We start from the raw sequence: 17,793 nt of genomic DNA, 5'->3' as shown, positions 1-17,793 counted from the left end.
CTTCGGTGGTTGGTGCAGGACCCCGACCACTGAAAGCTTTATTAAACTATTGACTCTACTTTGATACTACCTTTATTTTTATAGCTAATCTGTTTCCTTCTACAAGTGAAACCCATAATCTTACGACTTGCTTTTCTTGTATGTCGTTAATATTATTACTTCCCTTACCTATAACTGTTGTATTTTTATCGTAGAAGAATACATTTCTTCATGATGATGAATTTAAGGCACAGGCAGCATAGTTGGTTTGGTTTACCTCAAGGTATGTCAAGGGTTATAAGCCTAATTATGGTGCAAAAGTTGAGTAATCATTAATTGGTTGAGGAGGGATAGTCTATGTAAAATATGTTAAAATCTATCCCTAATGATGTTGCATAATTATAGTTGTTTGTTTTTGCTTTTTTGTCCTATTTTCTTACCTAGTAGCTTTTAAGTGACCATCAGTGTTAACTGGATTTATCGTTTCAATTTTTTTGAGGTTATAAACAGTCTTATTTGAGAAATATATAATGCCTGTTATTACTAGAGCAATCGCATTTAATGACATAACTATTTTGAGAGATAATATCTCTATCAATATTCCTCCTAATAATGCACCTATTGGCATAGCTACTGTTATAACGGAGTCAACACAGGTATTAATCCTTCCCAATAGATTAGATGGAGTCATTACTTGGAATAAGGATGCAAATATTATATTGTATCCACCCATACAGAAGTTTGCTAAAAATATAAAGAGATACGCCAGGTAAGGAACCGTACTTATTATCATAAAGAACCACATAAGTCCATTAAATAATAATCCAAAAGCTAATATCTTTCCTGGAAGTAAACGTTTTTCTATCTTATTCACAATAATTGCACCCAACATACTACCTGCTCCACTAAAACCTAGCAGAAATCCATATGTTGCGGGGGAATCAGATAATTCATTTGCAAAATAAGGTAATGCTACTATATTTATTGCTGTAAAAAAATTAAGAAAAGCCAAGGGAATTAACATTAACTTAATCTTAGAATGCAAAATGAATGATAAACCTTCTTTTAAGTCTTTTTTATAAGATTTTATATTAAATTTTTCTGGATTCTCTGTCTGCAAATTAAATTTCAAAAATTTAAGCATGATTAAAGGTAAAACAAAAATTAACAGATTAATTTCATATAGTAGAGATGCCGTACCTACAACCAACAGTATGCCTGCTATACCATCAAATAATGAATCTGATAACTTATACGCTACGCTAAAAAATGAATTTGCCTTCACAAGATCATCATTTTCAACAATTTGAGGAAGGATTGTTTCTTCAACTGGATAGGTGATAGAAGAAAAGAAGGCGGATAGTAATAATGATATTAGTAAAATTGGTATAGTAACCAAACCTGTTAAAAATAATAAAACGATAATTATGTGCACGATAATTTGTCCAGAAGTGGATACAATTAATATTATTTTAGGATTCAACCTATCAATAAAAGGCCCTAAAAAAATTAGCAAGGTCTCTGGTAATGTAAACAAAAATACTGCTATTCCTGCATATAATGAAATACTAGAATTATTGGCTATATACCACATTGTTACAATAAAAAACAAACTATCTCCAATATTAGTAAATAACCCCAAAGCAAAGACTGACTTAAAATTTTTGTTACTTCTCAAACTCATTTTTATCCTCCAAGCTCACTAAATCAGTATATAATCTATCAAATTCTATCTGATTAGTTGATAATATATTATTTAGTAATAGCAAAATTATATAATATTTAATCCCTTTTAATTTTCCTACAGCAAACTTAAACACCAAAGAATTATCTTCCAAATTCATAAAATATTCTAATGTTATATTTCGAAATCCAAAGCTGTTCCTTGATATTAAATTAAGGTTGAAATGTTCCAAAGAAGATTTTATTATGGAAAATAACTTCTCGTACTCTTCTCTATTATCTTTAGTTAATTTTAAAAATAGATAAGGTGTTTTATATATGTCATTTCTTTGTCTATTATATGGGTAGATAATTTCGGATACTGTTCCTTTCTTTGTTTTTATAAGGCGCTCACAAAAGTCCCGATTGTTATTTAAGATCTTTTCCGCATAACTTTTGTCGGTAAAACAAACATCATTATCTAATAGACATACTTCATTAAAAGATAATCCTGTTCCTGTAATTTTCCTATATTTAATCATATATTTTTGAATGTAATCTTTTATTTTCGAAGAACTTTTCTCTATATAAATATTAGCTAAGCCACAATTACTGAACTCCATTCCTTGTTGATCCAATTTTAAACCAGATCTAATATTAATAATAATAAGATTTTTTTTGCGTTTTAGTTTATCAAGAATAGCGAAGATATTAAAATATTCTCCAAGCAAGCTAGAATCAAATACGACCATTTTTAAACTATTGTCGTTGAAATTAGACAAATCAATAAGAAATTTTTCTATATTAGTTATATTAAGGTAAAATGTCGTGCGAACCGGTTCTATAATAAAAAAATCGTACTTTTCAATATCATATTTAGAATAATCATCTTCATTTATTATATAGTCCATATCTAGAAACTTGCGATATTCCAACGATAATGATATTGATTCAAAATAACCGAACATTGAAAGGCCTTTAATCTCGTCTGATTTATGCCCAAGTAATTTTGTAATAACAGAGAAAACGGCTTTTAAGGAAGACATACCGTTGGAGAATAATATAGAGAAACCCTCATAATCCTCGTATGATTTATGTATTTTTTCTTCTAATTCTAGTGGATTTAGGGTACGTTCATATTCAAAATCTATTTTTCTACCATCAATTGTCCACTTTAACTGACCATATTCTGGGGATTTATAAAACTTGTAAGTATGGTAAAAGACCCTTTCTTGCCATTTTTCTCTAATAAAATCTATATATTTATCAATTGTTTTTTCATTATTTACTAAGCTATCAATATCCTTACGAGTGTTAATAGAGAAACTATTAGAATACGACTTACCCAACAATTTATTAGAGATTTCTACTAGATCAATATATTCATCATGTTGATTTTCAAGTATTTCTTCTTGATTATTCACCAAATCTTTCATTAGCTGTACTAATATACGATGCAACTTCATCACCTTCGTAGATATTTGTTTTGGAAAAATAGTACTCTTTTGGAAAAGAAAAACCATGCAATTTTGTATGGTTACTTTTCGAATATGCTCCAACCGGATAAAATAATAATTTGTCTTTCATGCTTAATTTTTTCGTAATTCTTTCAAGACTAAAATAATCACCTTCATAACAAGTTGTTCCGTAAATATTTGTCTTAACGCGACTATGGTTATTGGATGTATGGGTTAATAATTTAGGCTTAAACCAATGATTCAAATTATAAGAGGATGTATCCACTACAATATTATTTATGTCCTCATAGTAATCTGCGCTAATAACTTTTGTAATGAGAATTCCGCATAAATGTATTAACCCTCCCCCTGGTTCAATTATAAAATTTATTTTTTTATCTTCGAAAAAATCTCTTTGAATTTCTTTTATCTCTTTAATGAGCCAGGGCATATTATCTTTCAAAATCAGATCTAATAATCCTCCACCTAAATTTACTTCTTGGATATTTGAAAGTAAGCCTCTTTTTTTTAATATATTTAATTGATTTCTCAAATGCTTGAAATAATTCCGATTTTTCTCTCCACTATGTAGGTGTACTCTTACTAATTGGGTATTTAAATTATCCAATATTTCAAAAAAATTACTATTTGTTAAAGAAATTCCGAATCTACTTTCTATATCATTATTTTTATAGTTATAGGGAATGTTTATTCTTATACCGATTGTTTTATTAAAAACAATGTCTTTACAGCCTTTTAGTTGTGAGATTGAATTAAAGTCAAAGATTTTGTTGTTATTATAAAATTTTTCTATCTCAAATTTTGTAAAACTAGGTCCTGTGATTGAAATTTCCTTATCATCAAATATTTCTTTAGCAAGTTTATATTCATAAATACTAGCAACATCTACTCCATCAATAAAAGAATGTAGAAATTGGATAATTTCTGTGTTTGAGTTTGCCTTAACTGCGTAATACAATTTAAGGTTATTCATTGATTTCATATCCGCTTCTAACTTTTTTAGAATAAACTCTAATATCTCTAAATGATAGATATACGCTGGGGTTTCTATGCTGAACAATGATTCTCTAAATTTTTTATCAGAAAGAATTTCTGATATTTCTTTTAACATAGCAAATCATCACCAACTTTCTTTGCAGAGTAGCTGAGCGCAAGTATGCACTCAGCTATTCTTGAGTATTAGCAAGGCTTATCAACCATGAGTTCAACTGAACTAAACTCATCATCCTCAGCTAACAATTCGTTCAGAATCAATTCTGCATCAAAGTTTTTTTCTTTTTCCATTTATTTCACCCCTTTCCTGTGATATGGTAATTATTGTAGAATAAAAATTCCGAAAAATCAAGTAAATCAAAAAAGGGTGATTTAAAAATGAAAAAAATAACATTAGGAGTATGCGGAACTATTGGAGCAAGCAATATAGACAACTATGTAATTTTATTAAGTAGATTATATGAGGTAAATGTTATACTTACTCAAAACGCTAAGAGATTTATTGCGTATGAAACTTTAAAATATTACTGTAATAGTCTACACACAGGTTTATTTAACGCAACCACCACTAGTGTTGATCATGTTAAACTAGGAAAAGAATGTGATCATTTCATAATAATGCCTGTCAGTGCAAATATGTTAGGCAAGATATCTAATGGAATAGCTGATGATTTATTATCTTCAGCAGTTTTAAACTACCAAGGCAGAATATTATTTGCTCCAAATATGAATCAAACAATGTGGGATAATCAAGTAGTTCAAGATAATGTGAATTACCTTAAGGACAAAGGACATCAGTTTATAAATAAAAGAAAAAAAGGTGTCGAAGCATATGATAATTCCATAGTTGAAATAGATAGCGCTCTTCCATCTCCTAGAGAGCTTATTAACATACTACAGAAAGCACAGATTTAAATTTTCTCATAGGGAGAATTTACATATTTTATCCTTTTTTCTTTATTGGGTTCGCATGTAGGTATGTAAAATAGTTGGGTTAAAAAGTCATAGTAGCAAGCGCCATCAGTCTACAGTTATAAGGAAGAGAGCAAACACTAAATGTGCTTCAGCTCTAGTAATAGGGAAGGAGAGGTTACGCAATACTTTTCATATCAAGAACTAAATATATACCAATAGAAGAAGCTCATCTACCTCCTGGGAAAGCGAACGGTGGAACTGGAAACACGTTTAAGAGAATTTACAAAATAATAAAGACATAAATTGTTGCAGATTTCGTTTTTTTTAATTGGTGGTTATGTTGATTCAATACTTAATTTTTATCAATTATCAATTAAAGTCACCTTTAACGAAATAACTATAAAATTAAACTCAAGTTCGACAGTAATGGGCATATTTTAAAATCATATTTATCCACAAACCCGATTATTTCGGGAGTTTATCCACAGAACACCTAGTAAATGCAAAATTTATATAGGCACACATTTGTGGATAACTCACCTTTACAGAGATATGGTATTATACAGTATAATATAGGTATGTACTTAAGATGAGTAACCCGTATAAATAAAAATGGAACCCAAGTCCCAAGTCGCCAATCTTCAACTTGCTCATAATGAATGGGATTCGATGGCCAAAAATGCAAAAGCGAAGGTGACCTATTCTTTTGGGCGCGAAGATGAAATGGATCGCGTTGCACTAGAACGACTGGCCAATAGTATCATTCGATTCCTTTAACCAGAGGAAGCGTTGAAAGCAAAAGAAGGGGTTGGCGTAACAGCTGATTTTCTTTTAAAGCAAGTAAAAGGTTGGGTGATGCTTGGATTTTAAATCAAATTTGGACCAAGCTTGGTCTGGATGAGATTATTCAAAAGCTACTCAAAGATATGAATCATCAAACAGAAATTGAACGTTTCATCTTTGCGATGGTTTCCAATCGTTCCCTTATCCCAACGAGTCATCGCGCCAATAGAAGACTGGATTCAAGATGATGTGGATATTTCTGGTCTCAGGGAAGTTTCTTCGCATCAACTTATTCGGACGATGGAATGTTTTACTGGAGGTCAAAGAAACTTTGGAAGAATAGGTGTACTACGCCACCGCAGATCTTATGAATCTTGAGGTCGATCTTATTTATTTTGACACAACATCCTCTTATTTTAAGGTAGAGCCTTCCGAGGCTCCAGACGATGAAAATCTTCGAAAGCTAGGCTGTTTCTAAGGACAAGCGTCCAGATCTTCCTTCAAGTGGTCATTGGCATGGCTGTGACCCGTGAAGGCATCCCGATTAAATGTTGGGTGTGGCCTGGCAACACCATGGATATGACCGTGGTTGAAGAAATCAAAAATGATCTTGTGGGTTGGAAAATAGGACGTGTGATCAGATCATCGAACAACTAAATCAGGAATTAGAAGGTATTCGTTAATTGCCTGAGAAACAGCACACCAAAGCAGTCTGAGCACTTAGATCCCATAAGTTGTTTGGGCGTTATCTCCCTCAGTTAAAAGATTGTTAGTTGAAATTAAATAAACAAGCCGTTCGCGATGTAGAGCGTTACGATAGTAAATATCTCATTCGTACATTGGATGACACGTTGTCCGTGGAAGACATTGCACTAGGTTACAAGCAGTCATTGAGGTTGAGTCGGGTTTTCAGATATTAAAAAAACCATGAAGAGCATCAAATCCTTGCAGCACTTGACGCTGGGGTTCCTCCAAAGGTCTATGATATCCAGCCAAAATCATAGTAACACACCATTTTTTTCTTAAAATCCCGCAAAACACTGTTCTTATGCTACTTTTCGGGATTTTGTTTGCCTAGTCAATGCCGAAGTCGAATTAAGGTGTTTTTAGATTTAAATTAAAATACTCTGTTAATGGAATTTTTCTACCTTTATTATCCCAGTTGTGATATTCATCAAAAACTTGCCTTATATCATTATTAGATCGTACTTCAACTAAATACTTCACTGTTAGGAAACTACGCCAGTAATCAAACATAATGCTAGATAAACTACCATAATAGGATTCACTTCCGAAGTTATCCAAAGAATGATTGCCATATTTGTCTTTGAAAAAATTAACTAAATTCTTCTCTACATTTGTAATTTCATTAAACTCTTTTTCACCTAAAGTAATTTTCCTCGATAAATAGTCACACATTCCTTCCTCAAACCATATACTATCTGCTCTATCATCATCGAATTCATCTAAAAATAAATCGGAATGATGGGTAAGTTCATGCGCTAAAATAGTAAATAAGTGATTCTCAGAAATATTTCTATAAAAATTTACAATCTTCGATTGTTTAAAATCACCTAATTGTTTAATAAATAACTTCCTCCAGGCTGATAAATCAGGAGTAATATAGATTAAATTTTCATTAGTATAAGCTGGTAATGGAATATCAGAAAACACTCTCGTGGCTAATTCTTCTGATGTCCAAACGATACCTTTGGGCAAATCATTTAAAGCATAGTATTCTTCCAATATGAATTGGTACTTCTTTAATCGCTCACTGAAACTTTCTATCGTATCCTTAAACTTTTCAAAACTTTCTTCCTCTTCAAAAGCGTAAATATTTTTCATTTCAGAACTCCTATCTTTGGATTGTGTTGATTAAGGGATAACCCTAAAAAAGAATATCTCAAGCCTTTTTGGTCTATTTAAGCACGTTAGAACCTGGATTCCCATTGTATAACGAGGATCTTCAAAACCCTTGAGAACAAAGGACCTTGCACACGTTATAAATTAGAAATATATAACTAGTTATTATGAAGAAAAATCATTATAAACCTTGTAAATAAAGACTTTTACCACTAATCCTCGTTATAAATTTCGGGAATGCAGGTTAGAAAAAATCTGGATTAATATCCATTTACACTCTAATAAGAGGGGTGCTGGCGGAGAGCAAAACGCAATTTTTTTTAGTATTTCCCAAATACAATCTATTTATAACTTTAAGAAAGTTTTTGTTTTGCAATAATAAACGAATAGGTGTGAATATTGCCATTTAATTGAGCTGGCTATGCCATTTTTTTGTGCCATCAGTGACATGAAAATGAGTCACCCATGACAAACGGAAACGGAGACCATTCTTACTTTTTCAAGCCACTATTAAAGTAAGAAATACCTTTCCAATAAATCACGTGCTTCATTACCCTTTAATGGTGTTAGTAGCAATTCATCTAGAATGGAAAAATTGACCTTCTTGTATCCTGGATTATTCATAACTTAATAGTTCAACCTTTAGTATCCTTGGTATAACAGTCTCTTTGATGGTTATAGTTCATCACCCAAAATTGAATGTAAAAATCAAGATATAATAAAATTTATGGTAATGTTATAGACGACAAACCAAAAACAAACTGTTAGGATCACGTTCTCTTGACAAATAGCAAGAGATGTTTTATTATTATCTTGAATTCAAGATAAATGATTTAATTCAATATTGTTAGTCGTTAATGGTCTGTATTGCATCATTATGTGGATGAAGCACGAAGCCGTGAAGACGATTCTGATGTTGCACTAGGGATTGCATTCATTGAGCCTGGTGCACATATGATTGATACGGCAAAAACGAGGAGGAAAAAGGATGAAGCTTAAAGGGATTCATCACGTTTCTGCAATAACGGCAAATGCAAAAAACAATTATGCGTTTTATACGATGGTACTCGGAATGCGCCTTGTTAAAAAGACAGTTAATCAAGATGATACAAGTGTATACCACTTATTTTATGCAGATGAAAAAGGTAACCCTGGAACGGACTTGACGTTTTTTGAAATCCCGCGTGCAGGTCATACGTATGAGGGAAATAATAGTATTTCTTTTACTTCCTTGCGTGTTCCAGACGACGCAGCCCTTCGTTATTGGGTGCAGCGTTTAGAGGATCACAACGTAAAGCATGACGGTATTCAAGATCAAAATGGAAGAGCTGTTTTGCCATTCCAGGATCTTGAAGGGCAACGCCTATTACTCGTTTCAGATGAAAAGGATAGTGGCGTTAAGGCTGGTAAGCCATGGGCTAAGAGTCCAGTTCCACAAGACAAGGGTATTATAGGCCTAGGTCCTGTTAAACTAACAGTTCAAAGTAAAGAGACTACCGTGTCTTTTTTAAAGGATTTCCTAGGATTTCGGGACGCATGGAGCTATCCATCCCCAATAGAAGGGCAACCAGACATCCAGGTATATGAAACTGGGGAAGGTGGAACGGGTGCAGAGGTCCACGTCGAAGAGAGACTAGATCTCACGCGAGAGCGACCTGGTAGAGGAAGCGTCCATCACGTGGCGTTTCGCGTGGAAAACCAGGAGGAATTGGCGGAATGGGCAAAAAAATTGAAAGCCGCCAGAATAGGGAACTCAGGTCTTGTTGATCGATTCTATTTCCAATCCCTCTATTTTAGAGAGCCAAATGGCATACTGTTTGAACTTGCAACAGATGGACCCGGATTTGCAACAGATGAGGATGTTAATCATTTAGGTGAAAGCTTAGCACTTCCACCATTTTTTGAAGACCAAAGAGAGCAAATTGAAGCAAGTTTGAAACCATTGGATACAAAGGAAGCGAATGAAAAGTAAGAGAGATGGGATCACCAATCCCATCTTTTTTACTTTTCCAACGAGCTACTTTAAACATGCATTTAAAGTTTAAGACCACTTCTGCTTTTGAAACGGCGCAATAAGATGTGGCTTTCCACTCGTGAAATACCTTCTAATGCATAGAGTTCATTATTTATAAAGTTCTCTAATTGAACAAAGTCATCAACTAGTACGTGCATGTGTAATGTGCTGGGGCCTGTCATTTGATAGCAGCTTGCAACAAACGGGTTATTAACTAGGTTTTCGGCTACCTCCACTAAGCTACCTGGTTCGCAATCCACCTCAAAAAAAGCAGATACTTTTTTCCCTACCTTTTCACTATCTACAACACATGAAAATTTTTCAATTATACCACATTCCATCAATTGGTTTACACGGGAACGAACAGATACACGAGAAAGGTCTAATTTCTTCCCAATATCTGTATAAGATATTCTTCCGTCCGCAATAAGTAATTCCAATATTTTTTTATCTGTGTCGTCTATTTTCATATCTAAAACTCCTCGCATAAATTCAATACAAGCCCCTAATAAAAAGAAATTATACTAAAATAGTACAAAATCCGCAACAAAATTTCTGAAAAATGAGAATAGAACCAATATCTTGAAATGTGTTAAAAAGTCTTTCTTTTATCTGAATATTGCATTATAATCATAGAGTATACGAATCCACTTGTTAAGTAAAAACAATTTGTTTATTAACAAATGGATATTATGTATCTCATTATTTAATTATGAGGGGTGTTAGACAGGGTATTACATTAACATTTGTTAAGTAGCTGTGAATGGGAAGGAGGGGTATTAATGATTGGTTTAATCATTCGACGTTTTTTTCAACTCGTTTTACTATTAATTGGGATTTCTTTCATTGTATTTATGTCAATGTATCTCGCACCTGGAGATCCAGCTTCTGTCATCGGTGGGCCAACGGCAAGTGAGTCAGATATTGCCGCTATTCGGGAAGACTTAGGCTTAAACAAACCTGTTCTTGTTCAATATTTTGATTATATGAAAAATGTTGTTCAAGGGAATCTAGGCTACTCTTTTCAAACAAATCAATCGGTTTCAGACGCCATATTTACTAGATTTCCAAACACTTTAAATCTTGCAATTGCAAGTATGGTTGTAGCAGTTATTTTAGGTGTTTCTGCAGGTATCATATCGGCAATAAAGCAAAATTCATGGTTCGACATATCCAGTACAACTGTTGCTTTAGCTGGGATATCTATTCCAAACTTTTGGCTTGGAACGATGTTAATCCTTTTGTTCTCCGTTACACTTGGTTGGTTCCCGGTTGGAGGCTTGAACGCTCCTTTTTATACGATAGAAGGAATGAAACAGCTTATATTACCTGCCATAACTCTTGGTACGGCCTCTGCTGCAATGATTGCAAGAATGAGCCGATCAACGATGCTTGAGGTGATTCGTGCGGATTACATTCGAACTGCAAAAGCCAAAGGTGTCAAACAAAAAACGGTCATCTGGGTTCATGCGTTACGAAATGCAATGATTCCTGTTATCACTGTAATAGGCATGAATTTTGGCGCTTTATTGGGAGGAACCATTATTACAGAACAGGTTTTTGCTATTAACGGTGTTGGAAGACTGATGATTGATGCAATAGCCGCAAGGGATTTCCCGATGGTACAAGGCACGGTCTTACTAGTTGCAGCATTATTCGTTGTCGTTAATTTAATTGTGGACATTATTTATTCTGTTATTGATCCAAGGATTAGCTACGATTAGAAGGAGGGTGGTGAAATGGCTTCTGAAGCAATTGCGGATAAAAAGATTGGAAAAGATAAGAAAAAGGAAAGTCGATTTATTCAAACATTTCGACGTTTAGTAAAAAACAAATTAGCTCTGTTTGGTTTAATCGTTATTTTGATCCAACTATTAATGGCAGTGTCGGCCCCAGCAATCGTAGGCTATGATCCATTGGAACAGAATCTTTCTGAAACCGAATTAAGTGTTGGGTCAGAAGGGCACTGGCTAGGTACCGATAATTATGGTCGGGATGTCTGGTCGAGGTTAGTCTTTGGTGCTAGATTATCCTTGATTGTAGGTGTGACTTCTGTTGTTATTGGTTTAATTGGGGGTATAGCCCTTGGATTACTGGCTGGTTATTACAAAAAATTAGATGGATTGATCATGCGATTTGTTGACTTACTATTTGCTTTCCCAGGTATTTTACTAGCAATGCTAATCATCGCGATGCTAGGAACAAGTCTAGTGAATGTCGTGATAGCCATTAGTATTTGGTCAATACCAGGTTGTGCAAGAATTGTCCGAGGAAGTGTTTTATCCGTCAAAAAGCAAGAATACGTTTTAGCAATGAAATCGCTTGGGGCAAGTGATCGCCGAATTATATTAAAACACATCTTGCCAAACTGTACAGCGCCGATTATTGTATTTGCAACAATGAGAATGGCAACATCTATACTATCGACCTCAGCGCTTAGCTTTCTAGGCCTTGGTGCACAGCCACCTACTCCTGAATGGGGAGCAATGATTGCCGCGGGTCAAGACTTTATGTGGTCAGCTCCACACATGACGATCGTTCCAGGTATTGCAATAATGCTCGTCGTTTTTGCTTTTAATGTTGTTGGTGATGGATTACGTGATGCATTAGATCCGAATATGAATGTAGATAATTAATATTTAATATAATAGAGATTGTTCAAACTCGCACTAATAGGAGGAATATGATAATGAAAAAGAAAATGAAAGTAGTATTGTTTGCACTACTAACGTTCGCTATTGTTGTAGTTGCTGGGTGTAGTGGAGGCGCTTCTAGCTCAAATAATGGAGAATCTGAAGACGTTAAACAAGATATAACCTATGCTGCAACATCTGATGTAGTTGGTTTATCACCAATTGATACAAACGATTCTGTATCAACTGCTATGATTGGCCAAATATATGAGACTTTATTTACTAGAAACCCAGAAACAATGGAAATAGAACCACTATTAGCGGAGTCTTATGAAACTCCTGATGAAAATACGTGGGAAATTAAATTAAAAGAAGATATTAAGTTCCAAGATGGTACCGACTTTAATGCGGAAGCTGTTAAATATACCTTTGATCAGTTTAAAGATCCAGAACGTGCTGCACCAAGGGCATCTCTATTAGAACCAGTTGAATCAGTTGAAGTGAAAGATGAATACACAGTAGTAATTAAAACGAAATATCCGTATGGTCCATTGTTAGCAGCATTGTCCCACCAAAATGCATCCATTGTTAGTCCTACAGCTGATAAAGAGGGCGACATAAATAGTGAACCTGTTGGAACAGGCCCATTTGTTTTTGAAGAGTGGGTACAAGGTGATCGAGTAACTTTGAAAAAGAATCCAGACTACTGGCAAGGTGAACCAACACTTGAAACAGTAACAATGAAGGTCGTTCCTGAGTACTCTACTGCAGTTTCTATGCTTGAAACACAGGAAGTAGATTTTATCGATGGTGTACCATCTGAACAATTATCCCGTTTAGAATCGATTGATAGTGTAGAGATTCAAAAAAGAGAGGGAACCCCAGTCTACTATTTAGGATTTAATATGGAAAAAGAACCTTTCAATGACCTAGAATTCCGTAAAGCTGTAGCATATGCGGTTAATACAGGTGAATATGTGGATCAGTTGAAAGGATTGGGTATTCAAAACGACAGTATTATCGGACCAAAAGTATTTGGTTATAAAGAAGAAGCAAAAGATGCGGGTTATGAATATGATCCTGAAAAAGCAAAACAACTTTTAAAAGATAATGGCTATGCAGATCAAAAAATCACCTTATTAGCTGCTAATACTGGTAGCTACATGAAAATGGCAGAAATTGTACAGGCGCAGCTTTCAAACGTAGGACTAAATGTTGAAATTGAATCAATGGAATGGGGAACATTCTTAGATACAACGGCTCAAGGTAACTTTGAAATGACTTTCTTGGGTTGGACAAATAGTACAGCTGATGGTAGTGAACTGCTTTATCCAAATCTACATTCAGACAACATTGGATCTTCTAATAGAATGAGATACAACAACCCAGAGTTTGATAAACTAGTAGAGGAATCTCGTACTTCAGTAGACCAATCAGTTCGATTAGAAAAACTCAATCAAGCTAACTTGGTTGCAATAAAGGACGCTGTCTGGATTCCGATGAATCATGGTGTAGTATCAGCGGCTTATGATAAGAGTGTTAAAGGATTAGAAATGGATCCAACAGGTACATGGTCACTTTATAATGTTAGCAGGGAGTAGGGTTAATATGGAACAGTTACTTCAAGTTAATGATCTAGTTACTCAATTTCGAACAGCTGAGGGCAACCTCTCAGCTGTTCGGGGAGTTTCTTTTTCAGTGAACAAAGGGGAAACACTTTGTGTTGTAGGTGAATCTGGTTGTGGGAAAAGTATTACATCTTTATCCATTATGGGATTACTTCCTTCTAATGGTGCAATAACAGGTGGTTCGATTTTATTCAATGATGAAGAACTAACAACCAAAACAGAAGATCAGTTACGGCGCTTACGAGGAAATCAAATATCGATGATTTTTCAAGAACCAATGACTGCGTTAAATCCGGTGTTTACGATTGGTTATCAATTGCGTGAACCGTTAATGATTCATCGGAATATGACGAAAAATGAGGCAAGCAGGAAGGCTGTCGAACTATTAGAGGAAGTCGGCATACCTGATCCTGTGAAAAAATTAAAGCAATTTCCTCATGAACTGAGTGGTGGAATGCGACAACGTGTGATGATTGCGATGGCACTAGCCTGCAAACCATCCTTACTAATTGCAGATGAACCAACGACAGCGTTGGACGTAACCATTCAAGCCGAAATATTAGACCTGATCGATGATTTAAAAAGAGATATGGATATGGGCGTTGTATTTGTTACACATGACATGGGAGTTGTTGCAGAAATTGCGGACAGGGTCATGGTAATGTATGCGGGGGAAGTAGTTGAAATCGGTAATGTGGAAGACATCTTTAATGATCCTCAACATCCATATACGAAAGGGTTGCTCGCATCGGTGCCAAACATTGATGAAGAAAGTAAAACATTTGATGCCATTCCTGGAACGCTGCCAAACTTAAATGAGAAAATAGACGGGTGTCGCTTCCATCCTCGTTGTCCATTTGCTACAGATAAATGTCGGGAACAATCACCACCAGCTTTTTCTGTTGGAGAAACACACCAGTCTAAATGTTGGTTACAGGAGGTGAACAACAATGTCGAATCAGCAAACCCTTCTTGAAGTAAAAAATTTGAAAAAGTACTTTCCGGTAAAGAGTGGAATTTTGAAACGTACAATCGGAAGTGTGAAGGCTGTTGAAGATGTTAGCATAGAGGTGTATGAAGGAGAAACTTTGGGAGTCGTTGGTGAGTCTGGTTGTGGGAAGTCTACTTTTGGAAGAACGATTCTAGGTTTAGAAGAACGAACGGAAGGAACGATTTCATTTCGTGGTGAAAAAATCAGTGGAATACCTGAAAAAAACTTAAAAAAATTTAAAAAAGAAATGCAAATGATTTTTCAGGATCCCTATGCAACGTTGAACCCTCGTCAACGAATTGGTGACGCGTTAGAAGAGGCGTTTATCATTCATACAGATATTCCAAAAAAAGAGAGGCAACAACGTGTACGGGAACTTTTAACAGAAGTAGGTCTTAAAGAAGAATATTATGAACGATACCCGCATGAATTTAGTGGTGGGCAACGTCAACGGATTGGTATTGCTCGAGCGATCGCGTTAAATCCATCTTTTATTGTATGTGATGAAGCTGTTTCAGCACTTGATGTATCTGTCCAGGCACAAATTATAAAATTATTAAAAAAGCTTCAACAATCACATCAGCTAACCTATTTGTTTATTTCCCATGATTTAGGGGTAGTACGTAATGTTTGTGATCGAGTACTGGTCATGTATTTGGGCGCAACTGCAGAATTAGCTAGTTCAACTCAATTATATAAAAACCCTCTCCATCCCTACACTAAAGCTCTTTTGTCTGCGATTCCTCGACCAGTACCAGGTAGAAAAAAGGAGCGAGTCAGGTTAGAAGGAGAATTACCGAATGCAGCAAATTATCCAAACGGTTGTCCGTTTCATACTCGTTGTCCAATTGCAACGGAAAAGTGTAGTCAAGTAAGACCGGAGTGGCGTGAGATGGAAGAGGGGCATTTTGTTGCTTGTCACGAAGTATAATTAGGATGTTAAAAAGTCACAAATGATAAGCGGCGCATCTCTTCGTTGGCTTGTTTTTCCGTTTCTCACGTATTAAAAGCATACGCTGCGATACTCAAAACTGCGCCGCCTCGACCTGCTTGCTTCTAATTTGCTGACTTTTTTAACACGCATTATAATTTTGTTAAAGGAAGGAGTTGTTTGCATGGAAGGATTTGACCATTTGAGTTATCCCTATTCATCACAACGCATGACAACAGTAGCGAACAAAGGAATGGTAGCGACATCCCAACCCCTTGCTGCTCAAGCTGGGTTAGATATATTGAAAAAAGGCGGAAATGCTATTGATGCTGCAATTGCAACAGCAGCCACACTAACTGTTGTAGAGCCAACCTCAAACGGAATTGGTGGTGATGCCTTTGCATTAGTGTGGACAAAGGGTAAGTTGCATGGGTTGAATAGTAGTGGTCCTGCACCAAAGACAATTTCAATTGAAAAGGTGAAAGAAAAAGGACATGAGGAAATTCCTATGTTTGGCTGGACACCTGTAACCGTTCCAGGTGCACCTGGTGCTTGGGCAGAGCTATCAGATCGCTTTGGGAAATTGCCATTAACGGATGTGTTAAAGCCGGCAATTGACTACGCAGAAAATGGCTATCCCGTGTCCCCTATTCTAGGTAAGTTTTGGAAAAACGCCTATAAAAAATACAAAGAAGTGTTCACTGGTGAGGAATTTAAACATTGGTTTGAAACATTTGCCCCTAAAGGCAGAGCACCAGAAATTGGAGAAGTTTGGCGTTCACAAGATCATGCAGACACACTACGCTCGATAGCTGAGACAAAAGCAACCTCCTTTTACCAGGGCGAAATTGCTGATAAGATTGCCGATTTCTCGAAAAAGTATGACGGATTCATTACGAAAGAGGATTTAGCCTCCTTTCAACCTGAGTGGGTGGATCCTATATCTGTAAATTATCGTGGATATGATGTGTGGGAGATCCCTCCAAATGGCCAAGGATTAGTCGCATTAATGGCATTAAATATTGTCAAAGGTTATACATTTGATAATAGGGATACTGTGGATACTTTTCATAAACAAATGGAAGCAATGAAACTAGCGTTTGCAGATGGCCAACAATTTATTACGGATAAAAAAGATATGTCGCACTCCGTCGAAGCATTATTATCTGATTCCTATGCAGCACAACGGAGATCGAACATTGGAGAAGAAGCATTGACCCCTGAGCCAGGCACTCCACCAAAGGGTGGTACTGTATATTTAGCTACGGCCGATAATGAAGGGAATATGGTATCGTTTATTCAAAGTAATTATATGGGATTTGGGTCTGGCATCGTTGTACCTGGAACAGGAATTGCCTTGCAAAATAGGGGACATAATTTTTCGCTAGACCCACATCACGACAACGCGCTTCAAGCAGGTAAAAGAACCTACCATACGATTATTCCAGGATTTTTAACGAAAGATAATAAGCCTGTTGGACCATTTGGTGTAATGGGAGGGTTCATGCAACCACAAGGTCACTTGCAAGTAGTGATGAACACAATTGACTTCCATTTGAATCCTCAAGCTGCATTAGATGCGCCAAGATGGCAGTGGATGGAAGGAAAAAAAATCATGGTAGAACCGGAATTTCCAACCCATATTGCAGAGTCCTTAGCGAGAAAGGGACACCAGATCCAGGTGTTATTAGAAAAAGGTGCCTTTGGCAGAGGTCAAATCATTTGGAGAGACAACGAAAATGGTACATTGTATGGTGGGACAGAGGCTCGAACGGACGGCACAATCGCTTCTTATTAGAGAGAATTCGTCCGTTTAGAGGGCGTTCATCACGGTTGTCTACAACATGTTCATAAAAAGAAGTAAGAAGGCTCGGGCGCATTTATCATAAGAGATCGGGCTTTCTTTTGTACAGTTCGGAGGGT

Annotated in this window: 14 protein-coding genes and 1 pseudogene; 10 read left to right on the top strand and 5 right to left on the bottom strand. The window is 35.7% G+C overall.

The window, feature by feature from the left end; translation table 11 throughout:
* Positions 1 to 415: 415 nt before the first annotated feature.
* From NC797_RS07915 to NC797_RS07905, 3 genes are read right to left on the bottom strand one after another with little or no spacing between them, the layout of a single operon-like run.
* Complete coding sequence (locus NC797_RS07915) at positions 416 to 1,663, bottom strand: MFS transporter (RefSeq protein WP_272436237.1); 1,248 nt, start codon at positions 1,661 to 1,663, stop codon at positions 416 to 418.
* Entirely contained in the window at positions 1,647 to 3,101 is a 1,455-nt protein-coding gene (locus NC797_RS07910; protein WP_272436236.1) for a hypothetical protein, read from the bottom strand. Before NC797_RS07910 ends, NC797_RS07915 begins: the two co-directional genes overlap by 17 nt.
* Complete coding sequence (locus NC797_RS07905; RefSeq protein ID WP_272436235.1) at positions 3,058 to 4,230, bottom strand: type III PLP-dependent enzyme domain-containing protein; 1,173 nt, start codon at positions 4,228 to 4,230, stop codon at positions 3,058 to 3,060. The genes NC797_RS07910 and NC797_RS07905 overlap by 44 nt, the downstream gene beginning before the upstream one ends.
* A 260-nt stretch (positions 4,231 to 4,490) precedes the next feature.
* Here NC797_RS07905 and NC797_RS07900 point away from each other — a divergent pair, with 260 nt between their 5' ends.
* Positions 4,491 to 5,027, top strand: coding sequence for a flavoprotein (locus NC797_RS07900; protein WP_272436234.1), 537 nt, complete (start codon positions 4,491 to 4,493; stop codon positions 5,025 to 5,027).
* Between the two features lie 612 nt (positions 5,028 to 5,639).
* Positions 5,640 to 6,697 (top strand): annotated as a pseudogene (locus tag NC797_RS18515) (IS1634 family transposase); the annotation flags it as partial.
* Between the two features lie 208 nt (positions 6,698 to 6,905).
* On the opposite strand, the gene NC797_RS07890 reads toward NC797_RS18515, so the two are convergent.
* Positions 6,906 to 7,655 (bottom strand): hypothetical protein, encoded by a 750-nt coding sequence (locus tag NC797_RS07890; protein ID WP_272436232.1) that lies wholly within the window; start codon positions 7,653 to 7,655, stop codon positions 6,906 to 6,908.
* A gap of 885 nt (positions 7,656 to 8,540) precedes the next feature.
* Here NC797_RS07890 and NC797_RS07885 point away from each other — a divergent pair.
* Together NC797_RS07885 and NC797_RS07880 are read left to right on the top strand one after the other, a co-directional pair.
* Positions 8,541 to 8,672 (top strand): hypothetical protein, encoded by a 132-nt coding sequence (locus NC797_RS07885; protein ID WP_272436231.1) that lies wholly within the window; start codon positions 8,541 to 8,543, stop codon positions 8,670 to 8,672.
* Complete coding sequence (locus tag NC797_RS07880) at positions 8,662 to 9,645, top strand: ring-cleaving dioxygenase (protein WP_272436230.1); 984 nt, start codon at positions 8,662 to 8,664, stop codon at positions 9,643 to 9,645. Before NC797_RS07885 ends, NC797_RS07880 begins: the two co-directional genes overlap by 11 nt.
* 62 nt (positions 9,646 to 9,707) lie before the next feature.
* Here the strand turns inward: NC797_RS07880 and NC797_RS07875 are convergent, their stop codons facing one another.
* Positions 9,708 to 10,157: an Lrp/AsnC family transcriptional regulator gene (locus tag NC797_RS07875; RefSeq protein ID WP_272436229.1), complete on the bottom strand. Its 450-nt coding sequence runs from the start codon at positions 10,155 to 10,157 to the stop codon at positions 9,708 to 9,710.
* A 312-nt stretch (positions 10,158 to 10,469) separates the two neighbouring features.
* Between NC797_RS07875 and nikB the strand changes: the two genes are divergently transcribed.
* The 6 genes from nikB to ggt all read left to right on the top strand — a co-directional run bounded on the left by nikB (position 10,470) and on the right by ggt (position 17,668).
* Positions 10,470 to 11,411, top strand: coding sequence for a nickel ABC transporter permease (gene nikB / locus NC797_RS07870; RefSeq protein WP_272436228.1), 942 nt, complete (start codon positions 10,470 to 10,472; stop codon positions 11,409 to 11,411).
* A 15-nt stretch (positions 11,412 to 11,426) separates the two neighbouring features.
* Entirely contained in the window at positions 11,427 to 12,323 is an 897-nt protein-coding gene (locus NC797_RS07865; RefSeq protein ID WP_272436227.1) for an ABC transporter permease, read from the top strand.
* Positions 12,324 to 12,376: 53 nt separating this feature from the next.
* Positions 12,377 to 13,921, top strand: coding sequence for a glutathione ABC transporter substrate-binding protein (locus tag NC797_RS07860; RefSeq protein ID WP_272436226.1), 1,545 nt, complete (start codon positions 12,377 to 12,379; stop codon positions 13,919 to 13,921).
* Between the two features lie 7 nt (positions 13,922 to 13,928).
* Positions 13,929 to 14,924 carry an ABC transporter ATP-binding protein gene (locus tag NC797_RS07855; protein WP_272436225.1) on the top strand — a complete coding sequence of 332 codons (996 nt, stop codon included), beginning with the start codon at positions 13,929 to 13,931 and terminating at the stop codon, positions 14,922 to 14,924.
* On the top strand, positions 14,899 to 15,870 hold the full coding sequence (locus NC797_RS07850) for an ABC transporter ATP-binding protein (protein ID WP_272436224.1): 972 nt from the start codon (positions 14,899 to 14,901) through the stop codon (positions 15,868 to 15,870). The genes NC797_RS07855 and NC797_RS07850 overlap by 26 nt, the downstream gene beginning before the upstream one ends.
* 184 nt (positions 15,871 to 16,054) lie before the next feature.
* Positions 16,055 to 17,668, top strand: a complete 1,614-nt coding sequence (gene ggt / locus NC797_RS07845) for a gamma-glutamyltransferase (protein WP_272436223.1) — start codon at positions 16,055 to 16,057, stop codon at positions 17,666 to 17,668.
* The last annotated feature ends 125 nt before the right edge of the window (positions 17,669 to 17,793 follow it).

The sequence above is a fragment of the Terrihalobacillus insolitus genome, from assembly GCF_028416575.1.
GTDB classification, from domain to species: Bacteria; Bacillota; Bacilli; order Bacillales; family Amphibacillaceae; genus Terrihalobacillus; species Terrihalobacillus insolitus.
This window is presented reverse-complemented; position numbering and strand designations above follow the sequence as displayed.